Genomic DNA, 17,363 nt, shown 5'->3' on the forward strand with positions numbered 1-17,363 from the left:
TTCGCGGTCGTCCGGCACCCCGGGTCAAGAAGCGCGTGCGACGGGTCGATGACCCTGCAGACGTAGCCGAACACAGACGGGACCCTCTCGACCATGCAGCTGCTCGCGCCCATCATCGTCGCCGCCACCGTCTCCACCGCCCTGGTGGGGATGCCGGCGGACGCGGTCATCACCCCCGCCGCCCCGCCGGTCACGCCGCAGGTGGAGACCATCGACCTCGCGGAGGTCGTCGAGGAGTCGGTGGCCGCGGCCGAGACGTCGTCGGCCGCCACGGACGCCGCGGAGCCGGTCCCCTCGGTCGAGCCCTCCGTCGCCGCGAGCGCCGCGCCGCCGGAGTTCTCCGCGGAGGCCGCGGAGGCCGACGTCCTCACCGAGCGCCTGGACGTCGAGGAGTTCGTCGCGGCCGGGGTGACCTGGGACGCGGGGACGGCTCCGGCCGGGATCCAGGTGCAGGTGCGCGTCCGCGAGGCCGGCGACTGGACCGCGTGGCACCTGCTGGGGCTCAACGACAACGCCCCCGACGCGGGCACCGACGAGGCCCGCGGCAGCACCCGCGAGGGCACGGAGCCCCTGCTGACCGGTGGGGCCGACGGGGTCCAGGTCCGGGTCGACTCGGCCGACGGCAGCATGCCGGAGGGCCTCGAGGTCGACCTCATCGACCCCGGCACGTCCGACCACGACCAGCTGGTCGGCCAGGGCGACGTCGAGCTCGCATCCGCCGCGGCAGGGATCACCCCGCCCACCGTCGTGACCCGCGCCCAGTGGGGCGCCGACGAGCGCCTCGCCCGCAGCAGCGGCACCAACGACGGGGTGTCGGCCCTCGTCCTGCACCACACGGCCGGCACCAACACCTACACCCAGGCCCAGTCGGTGCAGCAGATGCGGGGCATCTACGCCTACCACACCGGCTCCCTGGGCTGGGCGGACATCGGCTACAACCTGCTGGTCGACCGCTACGGCACGGTCTACGAGGGGCGCCGGGGCAGCGCGACGGGCACACCCCAGGGCGCGCACTCCGGTGGGTTCAACAACGACACCTACGGCATCTCGGTGATGGGCAACTACCAGACCGGCGCCGTCCCGTCGGTCGTCGTCACGCGCCTCGCCGAGGTCGCGGCCTGGAAGATGTGGGAGTTCGGCATCGAGGCCAAGACCACCACCCGCCTCACCTCCGCCGGTGGCGGCACCTCCCGCCACCCCGCGGGCACGTCGGTGTCCGTGCCGACCTTCGCCGCGCACCGTGACATCGGTTTCACCAGCTGCCCCGGCGTCAACCTCGTGTCCCGGATGTCGGGCATCGTCAACGACGTGCAGCAGCGGCTCGCGGCCGCCACGCCGCCCCCGCCGCCCGAGCCGGCGCCTGTGGTCGACCGCACCTTCCCCAAGGACTTCGACGGCGACGGCCGCGCCGACGTGGTCGCGCTGGACGGCCTCGGCCGCCTGCTCCTCTACCCCGGCAACGGCAGCGCGGGCTTCCGGGCGCCGCGCCAGATCGGGCAGGGTTGGAAGTCCCGCGACCTCGTCACGATGGTCGGCGACTGGGACAACGACGGCCACCCGGACGTCCTCGCCCGCGCCGTCGTCGGCGGCCAGCTGTGGCTGTACCGCAGCAACGGCCGCGGCGGGTTCCTCAGCGCCAGGCCGATCGGCGGCTCGTGGAGCGGGATCGACGCGATCGTGGGGGTCGGGGACTGGGACGGCGACGGCAACGTCGACGTGCTGGCCCGGGTCCGGTCCACCGGCGCCCTCAACCTGTACCGCGGCGACGGCAAGGACGGCTTCCTCACCACCCGGCAGGTCGGGCAGGGCTGGGGAGGCATGAACGAGCTCGTCCCCGCCGGCGCGTTCGCCACCGCGGACACGCCGGCCCTCATCGCCCGTCAGGGCTCCACCGGCCTGCTGTTCCTCTACGAGGCGGGCCCCGACGGGGCCATCGCGACGCGGACCCAGATCGGTAACGGCTGGGGCGGCATGAAGCAGATCGTCGGCCTCGGTGACTTCGACCGGGCGGGCGGCAACGACGTGATCGCCAAGACCAGCGACAACCGACTCGTCCTGTACCGCGGCACCGGCCGAGGCCCGTTCTCCGGGTCGGTGCAGATCGGCAACGGCTGGGGCGCCCTCACCATCCTCGACTGAGGGCGCGTCAGCCCGGGGCGAGGCGCCCCACCAGGTCCGCCCACCGGCGGGCGAGCACCGCGTCGTCCGCGTGCTCGGCCACCCACCGGCGGGGCGCCTCTCCCACCACCAGCCGGCCGGGGTCCGCCGCCAGCTCCTGCCACAGGCCCGCGAGGGCGGCGGGGTCCTCGGGCGGGACGACGTCACCGGCCCCCGAGGTGACGACGATCTCGGCGGCCTCGCCCGCGAGCGAGGCGCAGACGTGGCGCCCCAGCGCCATCAGCTCGTACAGCTTGGACGGCACCGTCACCTCGAACCCGGGCCAGCTGCGCAGCGGGACCAGCCCGGTGTCGGAGTCGGCGAGCAGGCGCCGCACCCCGGCGGGGTCCGTCGGCGGCAGCACCACCACCGCCGTCGGGTCCGGCAGGGCGGCCCGTTCGGCGAGCAGGTCCGGGAGGGTCGCCCCGTGGCCCACCACGGTCAGCTCGACGGAACCCGGGGGGCACAGCCCGACCGCCCGCACCGCGGAGCCCAGCGCCTGCGACTCCCCGACGGTCCCCGCGTACAGCACCCGCAACGGCCGGCCCTCGACCGCGGGGGGCGGCGGCAGCACCTCGACCAGGCCGACGTCGAAGCCGTTGCGCATGTGCACGACGTCGGGCACGCCGCGCGCGCGCAGCCGCTCCGCGAACCTGGAGCTGGCGGAGGTGACGACGTCGGCCCGGCGCTGCAGCCGGGTGAAGTACCGCTGGGCCAGCGCCACCAGGGGACCCGGCCCGGCGCCGGCGTCCACCAGCAGGTCCGGCCAGGCGTCGCGCATGTCGACGACCTGCCGGGCCCGGGCCAGGACGGCCAGCACCCGCCCGGTCACCATGGTCGGCAGGCCGGGCACGGTGGCGATGACCACCTGCGGACGGGCCCGCAGCGCGGGGACCAGCGACAGCGCGGCCACCAGCAGCTGGTCGGCGAACCGGCGCCCGCGGCGCGCCCGGTCGTAGGGCACGTACGGGACCCGGACCACCGTCTCGCCGTGGCGGCCCCGGCTGCGGCCGGTCCCCGGCGCCCCGGCCCCGGCGCGGCCCACGGGGTAGTGCGGCCGGGTGGTGACGACCGTGACCTGGTGCCCCGCGGCCACGAGCTCGGGCACGATGGCGGACCAGCGACGTTGCGGCGCCCCGACCTCCGGCTCGTAGTAGTGGGTCAGCAGGCAGACCCTCATCGGGCGCGGGCCGCGGTGGGCGCGGACCCCTGGGGCACGGTCACGTCCATGCGGCCCACGGTAGACGAACCGGCACGGCTCCCGGCCCGGCCCGGCCGTGCGTCAGCGCTGCCGCTGCCCGAACCACACCAGCTCGACCCGCCGGACCGCGGCGCGCCCCCGCCCGCCCAGCAGCGAGCTCGCGGCGTACCCGGCGCGCACCAGGAGGCGGGCCAGCGGGACGGGCAGGTGCACCGGCTCCCGACCGCCCAGCTCGCGCAGCAGCCCGGCCGTGGTCCAGCCCTCCCACGGCTGCAGGGACACCGCCGGCGGGGACGGCGCGGTGGCCAGGTCCACCACCCAGCGTCCGAGCCCGGCCAGGCTCGTCACCGGCACCGGGTCCTCCCCGGCACCGGCGACGCTGGCCACCCGGGACCGGGCGAACCGCTCCAGCGACCGCGTGGTGCCGCGTCCCTCGCCCTGCACGCTGGTCGCCCGGGCCACGACGGCGGTGACTCCGGTGCGGCGGGCGGCCTCCCGGACGACGGCCTCACCCGTGGCCTTGGACCGGGCGTAGGGGGTGCGCGGGTCCACGTCGTCGCCGGCGTCCAGGACGGCCCGGTCCCCCTGGACGGCCGCCGAGGACAGGTGGACCACGCGCCGGGCGCCCGCGCGGGCGGCCGCGAGGACCACGACACCGGGCAGCAGCGCGTTGGCGCCCGTCATGGCCGCCGACCCCGGGTCGCCCGGCGTGGCCAGCCCGGCCGCGTTGACGACGACGTCGCAGCCCGCGAGCGCCCCCGCGAGCGCGTCCGCCGGCTCCTGCGCGGCCCGCAGCAGGTCGACGGGGCTGCTCCCGGCCGGCTCCGCGGTCAGCCGCGGGGCGGTGACGGGGACGACCTGCACCCCGGCCTCCCGGGCGGCGGTGACCACCCCTGCCCCGACGAAGCCCCCGGCCCCGAGCACGGCCCAGCGACGAACGGGCCCGGGCCCGAGAGCCTCAGCCACGCCTGGCCCGGGCGACCTGACCCCAGGGCGACGGGTGCCCGAGCCAGGACGGCAGCTTGACCCACAGCCACCCGACGAGCACGAGCGCGACGGCACCGGCCAACCGCCAGACCAGGGCCTGGTCGGCCACCAACCCGGCGACCAGCACCGCGAGGAGGGTGAACCCGGCCGCGGCCAGGGCCACCTGCCGGTGCGACCAGCCGGCGTCGGTCAGCCGCTGGTAGGCGTGGGTGCGGTGCGGCAGGTACCACCGCTCCCCCGCCGAGATCCGCAGCACGAGGGTGTGCGCGGTGTCCGCGAACCAGACCACGAGCGGCGCGAGCGCCATCTCCAGGGGCAGGCCGGTCAGGAACCCGGCCCCGGCCAGGAACGCCAGCGCGCCGCCCAGGCCGTAGGAACCCACGTCACCCAGGAACATCCGCGCCGGTCCGCCGGTCAGCCCGTTGAACGGCAGGAACGCGAGCCCGGCGCCCGCGACCGCGAGCCCGGCCGGCACCAGCCAGCGGGTGGGGTCGCCGTGCAGGCCGGCCTGGTCGGCGCCGAACACCGCGAAGGCCGTCCCGGCGACGACCGCGTGCAGGCCCGTCATGGTGTTGAGGCCGTCCATGAAGTTGACGGCGTTGACGTAGGCGGCGACCGCGACCGCCGCGACCGGGACCCAGACCCAGCTGGCGTCGTCCAGGACCACCACGAGCACCCCGGCCCCGGCCCCCACCACCAGCTGCAGCACGGCCCGGGCGGCGGGCGGGATCCCCCGCAGGTCCTCGACCAGCCCGATCAAGCCGGCCCCCACCGCGACCGCCGTCATGGCCGCCAGCCAGACCGCGACGTCGTCGGTGGTCTGCGTCGCCGCGACGACGACCGTGGCCGCGACCAGCCCCAGCAGGACCGCGATCCCGCCCCCGCGAGGGGTGGGCAGGACGTGGGAGGAACGCTCGCCCGCGGAGTCGACCATGTGGGCGCGGCGCAGCAGCGACGGCAGGAGCGAGGCCACCACGCCGGTCACCAGGAACGCCGCGACGGCGGCGGCAGCCGCCCCGGCCGCGGTGGCCGCGGCGACGTCCAGCGTCACCGCAGCGGCCCGGGGACGCCGGCGGGCGGGACCGGGGTGGGCGGGGCCGGGGTGGGCGGGGCCGTGGTGGGCGGGGCCGGGGTGGGCGGAGCCGCGGTGGGCGGGGCCGTGGTGGGCGGGGCCGGGGTGGGCGGAGCCGCGGTGGGCGGGGCCGTGGTGGGCGGGGCCGGGGTGGGCGGAGCCGCGGTGGGCGGGGCCGTGGTGGGCGACCCCGGGCCGACCGGGACCTGGGACGGCGGGACCGTCACCCCGTGCTCCGACAACGCCCGCAGGTCCGCGACCACCTGCGCGCGCGGGCGCCAGGGGTCCACGCCCTGCACCAGCTGCGGGGGCAGCGGCGGGACGGGCACGTGGGTGATGAGCGGGTGGGCGCGGCGGGTGCCGACCTCGTCGGCCCCGATCAGGTCCTCGTGCAGCTTCTCACCGGGACGCAGCCCGGTCTCGACCATCTCGACCGTCGCCCCGGCCAGGTCGGCGATCCGCATGGCGAGCTCGGCGATGAGCACCGGCTCCCCCATGTCCAGCACCAGGCTCTCGCCGGCGCTGCCGATGGCCCCGCACTGGATGACGAGCTCCACGGCCTCCGGGACGGTCATGAAGTACCGGGTCACGCGGGAGTCGGTGATGGTGATCGGACCGCCGCGGGCCACCTGGTCGGCGAAGGTGTGCAGCACCGAGCCCCGGCTGCCCAGCACGTTGCCGAACCGGACGGACATGTACAGGGAGCCGTCCTCCGCGTACTGCGCGGTGAGCCGTTCGGCGATCCGCTTGGTCCAGCCCAGCACGCTGGTGGGGTCCGCGGCCTTGTCGGTGGAGATGTTGATGAAGCGCTGCACCCCGTTGCGGTGCGCGGCGTCGAGCACGTTCAGGGTGCCCCAGACGTTGCTCTGCAGGGCCTCGCCCGGGTTGGCCTCCACCAGGGGCAGGTGCTTGAGCGCCGCCGCGTGGAACACGACGTCCGGCTTCTGCTCGGCGAACACCTCGTCGAGGCGGCGACGGTCGCGGATGTCCGCCAGCACGAGGTCCGCAGAGTCCAGCAGCGCGTGGCCCTCGATGCTCAGCTGCACCGCGTGCAGGGCGCTCTCGTCCCGCTCCAGCATGATGAGCGCCGAGGGCTGGAAGGCGTGGATCTGGCGGCAGAGCTCGGAGCCGATGGACCCGCCCGCGCCGGTCACGAGGATGCGGCGCCCGGTCAGGTACGCGGCGATCTCGTGGACGTCGGTGGAGATCTGGTGGCGCCCGAGCAGGTCCTCGACCGTCAGGGCCCGGATGTCGCCGAGGCCGAGCTCGCTGCCCAGCATCTTGGACGTCGACGGCACGGACAGCAGCCGCAGCCCTGCCGCCCGGGCGCTCGCGGCGAGCGTGCGGACGTCGGCGGCGTTGGCGGTCCGCACGGCGAGGATCAGCGTGGTCGCACCGGTCCGGCGGGCCAGCTCCGGCAGCTGGTCGCTGGGGCCCAGGACGCGGACGCCCTCGATGCGCAGGTTCTTCTTGTTGAGGTCGTCCTCGACCAGGCCCACGGGCCGGAACGGGCTCGACGGGTCCTTGAGCATGGCCCGGATGATCTGGTAGCCGCTCTCGCCCGCGCCCAGCACCAGGACCCGCTCGACGTCGTCGGCGGGCGCGGTCTGGGCGTCGATCGCACGGCGCCCGATCCAGCGCAGGCCCGCCATCCCGATCAGCGACAGGGCGGCGGACACCACCGGCACCGACAGCGGCACGACCCGCAGCCCGTCCGCGCCGGGCACCAGCACCGCGAAGGCGAGCCCGGCGACCGCCGACACGCCCACCACGATGGCGAGCACGCTGATCTCCTCGAACGAGCCGTAGCGGTACTGGCCCCGGTAGACCACGGCGGTGCCGACGGCCAGCAGGACCGCGACCACCACGACGAGGTACCAGAGCAGCCCGACGGGGTCGACGTAGCGCGACGCGGTCAGGTCCAGGCGGGCGGTGACGGTGAGCAGGGTCGCCCCGATGAGGACCACCGCGTCCAGGCCGGCCTTGGTGGGCCCGGTCCACCAGCGCACGAACGTGCTGCCCCGCCGGGCGTCCTCGCCGTGGGACTCCCCGGCGGGCAGGCGGATGTCGTCCGTTGCGGGTGGCACGTCCGTCACGATAGTGCGAGCAGGCGGCGCTACCGGTGCTCCCGCGCCCCGTCGGCGAGGGCCAGCAGCCCCAGCGCGCACAGCACGGAGTGGTGGTCCACCGCGAGGGCGGCCCCGTCGGGCACGTGCCACAGGCCCGCGTGGTCGGACAGGACCGCCCCCAGGACCCGCCCGGCCCGGTCCGCGTCGCCGTGGCGCAGCACGCCGCCGGAGCCGACGAGCAGCTCGACGTCGCGCAGCGGCCGGGCCGCCGCCCCGGGCGTGGCGGGCCGGGCGTGGCGACGCGTCGCGGCGACGGCGGCGACCATGGCCAGGTCGGTGTCCCGGTCGTGGGACCGCCGGTCGTCGGCCAGCCGTCCGGGGTCGGTGGCGAGCGCGGCGACGACGTCCGGCTCCAGCGGTCCGAGCAGCCCGGCCTGCAGCCCCTCGACCTCGGCCGCCGCGGCCGCACCGGGGGCGGACCAGCGCATCCCCAGGTCGCCCTCGACGGTGCGTGAGGCCGTCTCGAGCCCGGCGACGTCGGCCTCGACGCTGTCGGCCGCGGGCTGGGACAGCACGGAGTACACGTCCGTGGTCGCGCCGCCGACGTCGACCGCGAGGACCCCACCGGGGTGGGCGGTGGCCAGCTGCTGCACGCCGAGCAGCACGGCGTCCGGGGTCGCGGCGAGCACGAGCCGGTCGAAGCCGCGCCCGCGGCTGAGCCGGTCCCCGCCGATGACGTGGCGCAGGAACGCCGACCGGACGGCCTCACGGGCCGGGCCGGGGTTCAGCCGTCCGATCCGGGGCAGCACGTTGGCGGTGCGGCGGACCTCGACACCGGCCGCCACCAGCAGGGCCTCCGCCTGCTCGGCGACCGCGGCGTTGCCCGCCAGCACCACCGGCAGGCCCGGCACCGACCCCGGGGCCAGCACCGGGGCCAGGGCCGCGGCGTTGGCCAGCAGCACGTCGCCGTCGCCGCCGTCGGTCCCCCCGGTCAGCACGACGACGTCGGGCCGGGCCGCGACCAGCGCCTGCACGGCGTCGTGGTCCAGGACGCCGTGGGCCAGGTGGACGACGCGGCCGCCCGCACTCACCGCCGCCCGTCGGGCCGCCTCGGCCGTGACGACCAGCTCGTAGCCCACGACGGCCAGGCGGAGCCCTCCCCCGGCCGAGCTGCAGACCAGCGGCTCCCCGAACGCGACCGGGTGGGTCCCCGCCTGCTCGCCCAGGCGTGCCAGGACGCCGGCGACGCCGTCCATCACGTCGGTGTCGACCGTGGTGCGGTGCTGGGCCGTGGCCAGCACGCCCTCGCAGGTCAGCGAGGCGGGCCGACCGCCCGTCCCCGCCCCGGCGACCGCGGCCCCGACGCGCACGGCGGTGGGTACGGTCGCGCCGACGTCGACCAGCAGCGCCTTGGTCCACGTCGAGCCGACGTCGACGCACACCCGCACACCGTCCACCTGCGCGCCGGCCCTACGACTCGCCCCGCCTCAGGCGGAGGCGGCGGCCAGCGCCCGGTCGAGGTCGTCGACGAGGTCGGCGACGTCCTCCAGCCCCACCGACAGCCGCACCAGGTCGTCGGGCACCTCCAGCGCGGTCCCTGCGACCGACCCGTGGGTCATGTCACCGGGGTGCTCGATCAGCGACTCGATCCCGCCCAGGCTCTCGGCCAGGGTGAACACCTCGGTGGACGCGCAGGTCTTGAGCGCCGCGTCCTTGCCGTGGCGCAGCCGGAAGCTGACCATGCCGCCCGCCAGCCGCATCTGCCGGGCGGCGACCTCGTGACCGGGGTGGCTGTCCAGGCCCGGGTACAGCACCTGCGCGACGGCCGGGTGCTCGACCAGGTGGGCGGCGACCACCGCGGCGGACGCCGAGTGCCGCTCCATCCGGACCGCGAGGGTCTTGAGCCCGCGCAGCGTGAGGAACGCGTCGAACGGCCCGGACACGGCCCCCATGGCGTTCTGGTGCCAGGCCAGCCGGTCCGCCAGCGGCTCCCCGGTGTGGGGGTCGGTGGCCGCACCGACCGCCTCGGGCGCGCGGACGACCAGGGCGCCCCCGACCACGTCGCTGTGCCCGCCCACGTACTTGGTCGTGGAGTGCACGACGACGTCGGCGCCCAGCTCGAGCGGGTTCTGCAGGTACGGCGTGGCGAAGGTGTTGTCGACGACGAGCAGCGCGCCCGCGGCGTGGGCGACCTCGGCCACGGCGGCGATGTCGCTGACGCCGAGCAGCGGGTTGGTCGGGGTCTCGACCCAGACGAACCGGGTCCGGCCCGGGACGATCGCGCGGGCCACGGCGTCCAGGTCGTCGGTCGGGGCGGTCGCGAACTGGACGCCCCACGGCTCGGCGACCTTGGCGAACAGCCGGTAGGTGCCGCCGTACGCGTCGCCCGGCAGCACGACGTGGTCGCCGGGGCGGGTCAGGGTGCGGACCAGGGCGTCCTCGGCCGCCAGCCCCGACGCGAACGACAGCGCACGGGTGGGTTCACCGGCCGCCGACTCGACCGCGGCCAGCGCGGACTCCAGCGCCGTGCGGGTCGGGTTGCCGGAGCGGCTGTACTCGTAGCCCACGCCCAGCCCGGTCCGCAGCCCGCCGACGCCGTCCTGGGCGTAGGTCGACGTCGCGTAGATCGGCGGGATCACCGCACCGGTCGACGGGTCGGGCTCGGAACCGACGTGGATGGCTCGGGTCGAGAAGCCCTGGGTGCTCGGACGGTCCTGGGAGGCGCTCACCGAGCCAGGCTAACGGCCATCGCGAGGACCACCGCCGCCTGGCTGACCACCTGCACCAGCAGGAACCGCTGCCAGGTCGGGCGGAGCGCGGCCAGCTCCAGCCGCGCCGCCACCGGTACCGCGGCCGACAGCCCCGCCGACACGTGCAGCACGTGGACCGCGAGCACCGTGACGGCGTCGCGCAGGTCGGGCCCGCCCCCGCCGACGACGGCCAGCACCATCAGCCCGAGGACCGCGGGGCCGACCGTCGGCAGGGCGGGCCGCCAGGCGGCCAGGAGCGCGAGGACCACCGGCAGCAGCGGACCCACCGGCACGTCGAGCCCCAGGGTCTGCGCGGCCACACCGGTGGCGGCGGCCGCGACCAGCCCCACCCGGGGCAGCAGACCGCTCACGTGCCGGGTGAGGCCGACCGGCAGGCCCGCCGCGGCCTCCGGCCTCGTCTTGCCCTCCCGCGTCATCGTGCGGACCGCTGCCGGGCCCGGACCAGGCGCCGGGTGGCGGCGGTCAGGTCGGCGCCGGCGGGCAGCACGTCCACGCCCGCCGACGCCAGCCCCGCGATCCTCTGCTGCCGCTCGGCGAGCACCAGCCCGAGGGCCGCCTCCCCCGCCGCCGCCCCGGGGTCCGGCCGCAGCCCCGACGGCAGGCAGTCCACTCCGACGGTGGAACGCCCGCACCGCCGCAGCTCCCCGGCCAGGGCCGCGACCTCGTCGTCCAGGAACGGTGACAGCACGACCACCAGGGCGCGGGCGGGCACCAGCTCGAGCAGGCGCCGGGGCAGCCGGAACGCGCCACCACGCGCGCCGCGAGGGGTGAAGGACGTGCCGGTGGCCGTGGTCTCCGCCAGCACGGTCCGCAGCCGTTGCAGCTGCCGCCGCCCGGCCCCGGGGCCCACGGCGCGGCCGCGGACCGTGAGGTCGACCGAGGCGACCCGGTCCCCGGCCTGCAGGTGCGCGGCGGCGAGCGCGACGGCGGTGGTGACGGTCTGGTCCAGGCTGCTGCCGGGACCGAGCGCGCCGCCGTCCAGCGGTCCGGGCACCGACCAGCCCGCCACGTCGGCCTGCAGGTCGGCGCGGGTGTCCAGCAGCAGGACGACCTGGCCCTCGGCCTCCACCACCGTCCGGCGCACGTGGACCACGAGCCCCGCGGCGCCGTGGCCGCGCCTCGCGGTGGCGCGCCAGTCGATGTGCCGCATCCGGTCGCCGCTGCGGAAGGCGTCGACGGAGTACAGCTCGCTGCCGTCCCCGGTGCGTCGGGTGACGTGGCGGCCGAGGACCGACGTCGGGTGCGGCGGGAGCGGTCCTGCGACCGCGGTGCCGACCGCCGGCACCACGAGCTGCTCCTGCACCGGGCCGAGGACGGGCCCCACCACCAGCAGGCCGTCGTGGGCGACGCACAGCGCGTCGGGGCGGGCGACGGTCCGTCGTCCCCAGGTCCGCGGCACGGTGGTGGCGACGAGGTCACGGCGGCGGGCCCGCGGCCGCACCGCGACGACGCCGCCGGTCGGGTCGAGACCGTCCTCCGGTGCGGGCCCCGGCACCCGGACCACCACGAGCTCGGCGCCGACCGCCCGCGGGGAGCCGGTCACTTCGATCGTCACGGGCAGGGCCACGTCGACCGTGGCCGGGCCCGCGGGGACGACCCGGGTCGGGGCCGCGACGAGCACCGGGCGACGGCCGGCCGCCAGCACCGCGGTCAGGGCCAGCGGCAGCGCGAGCAGGGCGACGTCGACCGAGCCCAGGGCCAGGCCGACGGCGAGCCCACCCACCCCCAGGCCCAGGGCCCGCCGGTAGGCCGCCGTCATCCGCCACGGCTGCCCCTCGGGCGCGGCGGGCCGCCGGTCGGCGCGGGCGCTCGACGTCATCGGCCGCACCGGGTCACCAGCCGCACGGGTCACCAGCCGCACCGGGTCACCAGCCGCACCGGGTCACCAGCCGCACCGGGTCACCAGCCGCACCGGTCGTCTGCCGCACCGGGTCACCAGCCGCACCGGGTCGTCTGCCGTACCGGGTCGTCTGCCACGCGGGTCAGCGGGCCGTGGGGGCGGCGGCCGGCGCGGGGGCGGCGGCCATCACGTCGGTGACCACCGAGTCGGCGGTCACGGTGCCGCTCCAGGTCTGCACGCCCAGGGTGAGGCGGTGGGTGAGCACGGCCGGGGCGGCCTCCTTGACGTCCTCGGGCAGCACCACGTCCCGGCCGTCGAGCACCGCGAGCGCCCTGGCCTGCAGCAGCAGCGCCAGGCTGCCGCGTGGCGACACCCCGACGTCGACGGCCGGGTGGGACCGCGTCGCGGCGGCGAGGGCCACGCAGTACGCGACGACGTCAGGGTCGACGTCCACCTGCTCGACGCCGGCCTGCATCCGCAGCACCGTCGCCGCGTCGACGCAGGCCCGCACGGGGGCGGCCTCCTGCCGGCGTGACACCCGACGGACGAGCACGTCCGCCTCGTGGGCGGGCAGCGGGTAGCCGACCGCGACCCGCACGAGGAACCGGTCGAGCTGGGCCTCGGGCAGCGGGTAGGTGCCCTCGTACTCGACCGGGTTGGCCGTGGCGAGCACGTGGAACGGTCGGGGCAGGGGGTGGGTCCGACCTTCGACGGTCACCTGCCCCTCCTGCATCGCCTCCAGCAGCGCGGCCTGCGTCTTGGGCGGGGTGCGGTTGATCTCGTCGGCGAGCAGCAGGCCCGTGAACACCGGTCCCGGCCGGAACTCGAACACCGCCCGCGTCGGGTCGTAGACGAACGCGCCGGTGACGTCGGCCGGCAGCAGGTCGGGGGTGCACTGCAGCCGGGTGAACTGCAGCCCCAGGGCCCCGGCCAGGCTGCGCGCGGCGAGCGTCTTGCCCAGGCCGGGCACGTCCTCGAACAGCACGTGGCCACCGGCGAGCACCGCCGCGAGGGCCAGCCGCAGCGGGCCCTGCATGCCGACCACGGCGGTGCCTACCTCCGCCAGCACCTCCTGGGCGAGGCGGGCCACCTCCGGGACGGGGAGCGGGACGATCGGGTCGGGGTCGCTGCTCACGGCTGGCTCCTGCCGTTCGGGGTGCGGGCGGTCGGGCTCGGATCGGTCGGGGTCGGATCGGTCGGGGTCGGATCGGTCGGGGTGCGGTCGGTCGGGGTGCGGTCGGTCGGGGTGCGGTCGGTCGGGGTGCGGGGCCGCCGGTTGCGACGCCCGGTGGTCGCGGCGCCCCCGACGACGGCGCGGACGGCGCCGGCCGCCGGGTGCGGCCCGTCGCGCTCGAGGCGGGCCAGCCGCGCCCGCAACGTCGCGCGGTCACCGCCGTCGGTCCGGGCCCCCTCGAGCTGACGCAGCGTCGTGGCGACCCCGTGCCAGCCCGGACGTGTCCTGCGGGCCGGGCGCGGCGGCCAGGTCAGGTCGTCACCGGCGACGCGCACGGCCAGCACCGCCACCGCGGCGGCCGCGGCCAGCAGGGCCGACCGCTCGGGCGAGACACCCCCGACCAGCCCGAGCCCGACGACGGCCGATGCGGCGGCGACGGCCCCCGCCCAGCGTGCGGGCCCGGGCGCGGCGTCACGCAGCGGGCTCCGGCCGGACGGCCCCCGCGGCCCGACGGCGGGCCTTCGGCCGAACCGGCTCGTCACCGCGACCGCCGCGTCGTGGGAGCCTGCGTCACGTGCGGGGCCCGGTCCGGTCGACCGGGTCGAGCGTGGCCACCAGGTCCGCCAGCGCCGCGCGGGCCACGCCGACGTCACCGGCCGTGGCGCCGGCCGGGCCGAACCGCACCCGGGAGTACACCGCCCGCAGCCGCAGCAGCGCGTCGGGGTCCAGCCCCGGAACCGCGGCCGCCAGCCGGTGGGCGAAGTCCGTGGGGGTGTCGCTGGGTCGCCGCCCGGTCCCGGCCGTGCCGCCCGCCTCCTCCAGCCGCACCCAGCAGCCGACCACCACGTCCGCCGCGTCGCGGCCCGGCTCGTCCAGCCCCCTCGCCGCGTGACGGACCGCCTCGCGCACCCCCGCGATGTCGACGGGCGCGCCCGCGGGCGGCTCGACGAGGGGGTCCAGGTCGGGGGCGGCGGACGGCTCGTGCCGGGCCCGCAGCAGCGAGCGGACGAGCAGGGCGGCGGCGACCGTGGTCACCAGCACCGCCAGGACGACCTCGACGGGTACCCCGAGCAGCGGCTCCGGGACGTCGACCGGCTGGGACGTCCCGTCGTCGACCGCCTCGAGCGACTCGGGCGCCGAGCCCGGGTCCCCGACCAGGCGGAACCGGTCGAGCAGGCTGTCCCGGGCGAACCTCGGCGGCCCCAGCACCACCGACAGCACCACCGCCGTCAGACCCAGCACGGCGGCGCCCGCGACCCCCGCGACCCGCACCACCGGCTCATCCCACCACAGCGGGCCCGGGGTCGGCGCGACCCCGGGAACGATCGCGGGGGGCATCTGGTTGCACCCGCAGACACCCTTCGAGGAGGAACGCATGCTGTTCGGCACCCGCAAGACAACCCTGGTCACGCCCGAGGAGGCCCTGCCCGGGCGCGACACCCCCGTGCGCGTCCCGGCCCGGCACACCGTCAAGGGCTCCCCGCTGGTCGGTCCCTGGCCCGAGGGCCACCAGGAGCTCTACGTGGCGATGGGCTGCTTCTGGGGCGCCGAGCGGATCTTCTGGCGCCTGGACGGGGTCCACACCACGGCCGTCGGCTACATGGGCGGCCACACCCCGAACCCCACGTACGAGGAGACCTGCACGGCCCGCACCGGCCACACCGAGACCGCGCTGGTGGTCTTCGACCCGGCCGTCGTGCCGCTCGAGCGGGTCTTCAAGGAGTTCTGGGAGAACCACGACCCGACGACGCCCAACCGGCAGGGCAACGACGTCGGCACCCAGTACCGCTCGGCGATCTTCACCACCACCGACGAGCAGGCCGCCGCCGCCCGCGACTCCCGCGAGCGCTACCAGCGCGCGCTGAGCGCCGACGGCTACGGCCAGATCGCCACCGAGATCCGGCCCGCGTCCGAGGCCGGCCCGTTCTACTACGCCGAGGACTACCACCAGCAGTACCTGGCCAAGAACCCCGGCGGCTACTGCAACCACGGGTTCTGCCAGGTGGGCTACGACCTGGCCGCCCACGGCCAGGACGCCGCCCGCGCCAGCCTCCCCGAGGCCTGAGGCGCTCCGGGGGCTGGGCGGCCGGCCACCCTCGGGGGCAGCGCGCGTCCCGTCGGCCGCCCAGGCTCAGCCGGCGAGCGTGCCGCCGAACACCTGCCACGCCAGCAGCGACTTGGCGACCAGGCTGAGCACGATGTAGACGCGCTCGCCGTAGGCGTAGCGACGCCACTTGCCGACGCGGGCGTACTGCAGCGCCTGGTTGAGCCCGAACACGTTGAAGAACAGGAACAGCGACACGATGATCCCGTAGACGAACGCCGGCGGGGCGGCCTCGCTCTGCGAGCCGGGGGCCAGCACGTACAGCAGGATCGCCAGCCACGGCACGGCGCCGGCCATGCTGCCGAACACGAACGGCAGCCACCGTCCGCTGCCGGGCTGCTCGTAGCGCTCCTGCAGCCAGCCGAACAGGATCATGGTCGCGTTGACCGCGAACAGGCCCATCAGGGCGGCGGCGTCGGCGATGCCGGTGATCTGCGCGATGAGCACGATCATCACCGAGCTCGACAGCGCGTACTCGACCCAGCGGAAGTAGTTGTGGTGCTCGCGCAGCCCACCCAGGTAGCGCGGGTGGCCCCAGGGCGAGGCGACCAGCAGGTGGAAGAACGCCGACAGCGCCAGGAACAGCGCCACCCCGAGCCCGATGGGCGAGTCGAACAGGGTCAGCTGCTCGTACAGGCCCGACCCGGGCGGGCCGTTCAGGTAGGCCGCGGTCACCGGCAGCGCGAAGTCGTTCGCCAGGACCAGCACCGCCACGGCCTGCACCGCGTGCAGGGCGGCCGCGCCCAGGTTGAACCCACGGAGCCCGCGCAGGCTCCCGGTGGTGTCGTCGTCGCGCGAGGACTCGGGCAGCGCGTCGGGCGGGGTGTCGGCGGCGTGCGTCACGGATGACCTCCAGGTCCTGACCGCGGCCCTCGCCGGGTCCCGATGATCATCTCCCGGCTGCCCCGCTCACGCGACCACCGCCACGCGCCCACCGGGCGTGCGCGCCCCTCAGGTCGGGGGCAGCACGGGGGTGTCCGGCTCGTCCTCGGCGGGGATGCCGCGCGCGAGCAGCGCCAGCACCACCCCGGACAGGACGAGCCCGAAGCCCAGCACCTGGAGCCCGGTCAGGGACTCGTCGAACCACCACCAGGCCAGCACGGCCGCCCCGACCGGCTCCAGGGTCGCGACCACGGTGACGACTGTGGCCGGGATGTAGCGCAGCGCTGCGGTCGAGGCGGCGAACGGCCCGAGCGTGCCCAGCAGGATCACCCACAGCACGACGAGCAGCAGCAGCACCTCACCGCCGCCGATGGCCTCCGGCAGCTGCACCTGGACCTGGGACGAGTCCGCGAGCGTGCCCCACCACGGGGCGAACGCGGTGGCCAGCAGCCCCGGGATCGCGAAGCCCCAGAACGTCGTCGACAGCGGGTCGCGGTGCCGCACGATCCGCTCGCCCAGCAGGAAGTACGTGGCGAACGACACGGCCGCGACCAGCCCGGCGACGACGCCGACGACGTCCAGGTCGACCTCGCCCCCGCCCAGCCCCAGCGCCAGCGCGAGCCCGCCCAGGCTGAGCGCGAGCGCCGGCCACAGCAACGCGCTCACCTGCTCGTGCAGCAGGAACCGTGCGACCAGGGCGACCAGCAGCGGCGCCAGGTACTCCAGCAGCAGCGCGAGCCCGATGGGCAGCCGTTGGATCGCCACGAAGTAGCTCAGCTGCACCAGGCCCACGCCTGCGATGCCGTAGACGGTGAGCAGCGGCAGCTCGCGCCAGGTCACCCGCAGCGTCCGGGCCCGCCCGGTCAGCACGAGCACGGCACCCAGCACCAGCGCGGTGCCGGCGATCCGCACGGACGCGAGCGGGACGGGCTCGATGCCGCTCACCAGGGCCAGCCGGGACACCCCGGCGTTGACGACGAACATGAGGATGCCCAGCAGGAGCAGGGTGTAGCCCGGACCACGGCGGACGGCGGTCCCGCCGGGACGGGGCGGGGCCTGCACGCGGGGTTCGGTCACGTCGGCAGTGTGGCCGCCGACCCGCCCGA

General features: G+C 76.6%; 15 protein-coding genes. 2 read left to right on the forward strand and 13 right to left on the reverse strand.

All coding sequences use genetic code 11. From position 1 onward, the window contains the following. Positions 1 to 93 precede the first annotated feature (93 nt). Complete coding sequence (locus ACR80Q_RS15300; protein WP_435378504.1) at positions 94 to 2,139, forward strand: FG-GAP-like repeat-containing protein; 2,046 nt, start codon at positions 94 to 96, stop codon at positions 2,137 to 2,139. A 7-nt stretch (positions 2,140 to 2,146) separates the two neighbouring features. Here ACR80Q_RS15300 and ACR80Q_RS15305 read toward each other — a convergent pair whose 3' ends face one another. The 11 genes from ACR80Q_RS15305 to ACR80Q_RS15355 form a co-directional block, all read right to left on the reverse strand. Continuing rightward, positions 2,147 to 3,337, reverse strand: a complete 1,191-nt coding sequence (locus tag ACR80Q_RS15305) for a glycosyltransferase family 4 protein (RefSeq protein ID WP_435378505.1) — start codon at positions 3,335 to 3,337, stop codon at positions 2,147 to 2,149. A gap of 102 nt (positions 3,338 to 3,439) precedes the next feature. After that, a complete protein-coding gene (locus tag ACR80Q_RS15310; protein WP_435378506.1) occupies positions 3,440 to 4,324 on the reverse strand; it encodes an NAD-dependent epimerase/dehydratase family protein in 885 nt (294 codons plus the stop codon). Beyond that, entirely contained in the window at positions 4,317 to 5,396 is a 1,080-nt protein-coding gene (locus tag ACR80Q_RS15315) for an MraY family glycosyltransferase (protein WP_435378507.1), read from the reverse strand. Before ACR80Q_RS15315 ends, ACR80Q_RS15310 begins: the two co-directional genes overlap by 8 nt. After that, positions 5,393 to 7,504 carry a polysaccharide biosynthesis protein gene (locus ACR80Q_RS15320; protein WP_435378508.1) on the reverse strand — a complete coding sequence of 704 codons (2,112 nt, stop codon included), beginning with the start codon at positions 7,502 to 7,504 and terminating at the stop codon, positions 5,393 to 5,395. Before ACR80Q_RS15320 ends, ACR80Q_RS15315 begins: the two co-directional genes overlap by 4 nt. Positions 7,505 to 7,533: 29 nt before the next feature. Next, the gene (locus tag ACR80Q_RS15325) at positions 7,534 to 8,928 is read right to left on the reverse strand and encodes a glutamate mutase L (RefSeq protein WP_435378509.1); all 1,395 of its coding nucleotides are present in this window, start codon (positions 8,926 to 8,928) and stop codon (positions 7,534 to 7,536) included. Between the two features lie 45 nt (positions 8,929 to 8,973). Further along, the gene (locus tag ACR80Q_RS15330; protein WP_435378510.1) at positions 8,974 to 10,215 is read right to left on the reverse strand and encodes a cystathionine gamma-synthase; all 1,242 of its coding nucleotides are present in this window, start codon (positions 10,213 to 10,215) and stop codon (positions 8,974 to 8,976) included. Further along, positions 10,212 to 10,673, reverse strand: a complete 462-nt coding sequence (locus ACR80Q_RS15335) for a hypothetical protein (protein WP_435378511.1) — start codon at positions 10,671 to 10,673, stop codon at positions 10,212 to 10,214. Before ACR80Q_RS15335 ends, ACR80Q_RS15330 begins: the two co-directional genes overlap by 4 nt. Beyond that, entirely contained in the window at positions 10,670 to 12,076 is a 1,407-nt protein-coding gene (locus ACR80Q_RS15340) for a DUF58 domain-containing protein (RefSeq protein WP_435378512.1), read from the reverse strand. The genes ACR80Q_RS15335 and ACR80Q_RS15340 overlap by 4 nt, the downstream gene beginning before the upstream one ends. Before the next feature lie 163 nt (positions 12,077 to 12,239). Then, positions 12,240 to 13,232, reverse strand: coding sequence for an AAA family ATPase (locus ACR80Q_RS15345; RefSeq protein ID WP_435378513.1), 993 nt, complete (start codon positions 13,230 to 13,232; stop codon positions 12,240 to 12,242). After that, positions 13,229 to 13,813, reverse strand: coding sequence for a hypothetical protein (locus ACR80Q_RS15350; protein ID WP_435378514.1), 585 nt, complete (start codon positions 13,811 to 13,813; stop codon positions 13,229 to 13,231). The genes ACR80Q_RS15345 and ACR80Q_RS15350 overlap by 4 nt, the downstream gene beginning before the upstream one ends. A 28-nt stretch (positions 13,814 to 13,841) precedes the next feature. Further along, complete coding sequence (locus ACR80Q_RS15355; RefSeq protein ID WP_435378515.1) at positions 13,842 to 14,609, reverse strand: DUF4129 domain-containing protein; 768 nt, start codon at positions 14,607 to 14,609, stop codon at positions 13,842 to 13,844. Between the two features lie 37 nt (positions 14,610 to 14,646). Here ACR80Q_RS15355 and msrA point away from each other — a divergent pair, with 37 nt between their 5' ends. Then, on the forward strand, positions 14,647 to 15,336 hold the full coding sequence (msrA, locus tag ACR80Q_RS15360; protein ID WP_435378516.1) for a peptide-methionine (S)-S-oxide reductase MsrA: 690 nt from the start codon (positions 14,647 to 14,649) through the stop codon (positions 15,334 to 15,336). Positions 15,337 to 15,402: 66 nt separating this feature from the next. On the opposite strand, the gene heR is transcribed toward msrA, so the two are convergent. Continuing rightward, positions 15,403 to 16,218 (reverse strand): heliorhodopsin HeR, encoded by an 816-nt coding sequence (gene heR / locus ACR80Q_RS15365; RefSeq protein ID WP_435378517.1) that lies wholly within the window; start codon positions 16,216 to 16,218, stop codon positions 15,403 to 15,405. Positions 16,219 to 16,326: 108 nt separating this feature from the next. Then, positions 16,327 to 17,334, reverse strand: a complete 1,008-nt coding sequence (locus tag ACR80Q_RS15370) for a DMT family transporter (protein ID WP_435378518.1) — start codon at positions 17,332 to 17,334, stop codon at positions 16,327 to 16,329. Between the last annotated feature and the right edge of the window lie 29 nt (positions 17,335 to 17,363).

It is taken from the genome of Aquipuribacter aurantiacus, assembly GCF_051216895.1.
Lineage (GTDB): Bacteria > Actinomycetota > Actinomycetes > Actinomycetales > JBBAYJ01 > Aquipuribacter.

Excerpts from the sequence above, each read along its gene's own strand:
- ACR80Q_RS15300 (WP_435378504.1), top strand. The coding sequence starts at position 94 with ATGCAGCTGCTCGCGCCCATCATCGTCGCCGCCACCGTCTCCACCGCC.
- ACR80Q_RS15305 (WP_435378505.1), bottom strand. The coding sequence starts at position 3,337 with ATGAGGGTCTGCCTGCTGACCCACTACTACGAGCCGGAGGTCGGGGCG.
- ACR80Q_RS15335 (WP_435378511.1), bottom strand. The coding sequence starts at position 10,673 with ATGACGCGGGAGGGCAAGACGAGGCCGGAGGCCGCGGCGGGCCTGCCG.
- ACR80Q_RS15340 (WP_435378512.1), bottom strand. The coding sequence starts at position 12,076 with ATGACGTCGAGCGCCCGCGCCGACCGGCGGCCCGCCGCGCCCGAGGGG.
- ACR80Q_RS15355 (WP_435378515.1), bottom strand. The coding sequence starts at position 14,609 with ATGCCCCCCGCGATCGTTCCCGGGGTCGCGCCGACCCCGGGCCCGCTG.
- msrA (WP_435378516.1), top strand. The coding sequence starts at position 14,647 with ATGCTGTTCGGCACCCGCAAGACAACCCTGGTCACGCCCGAGGAGGCC.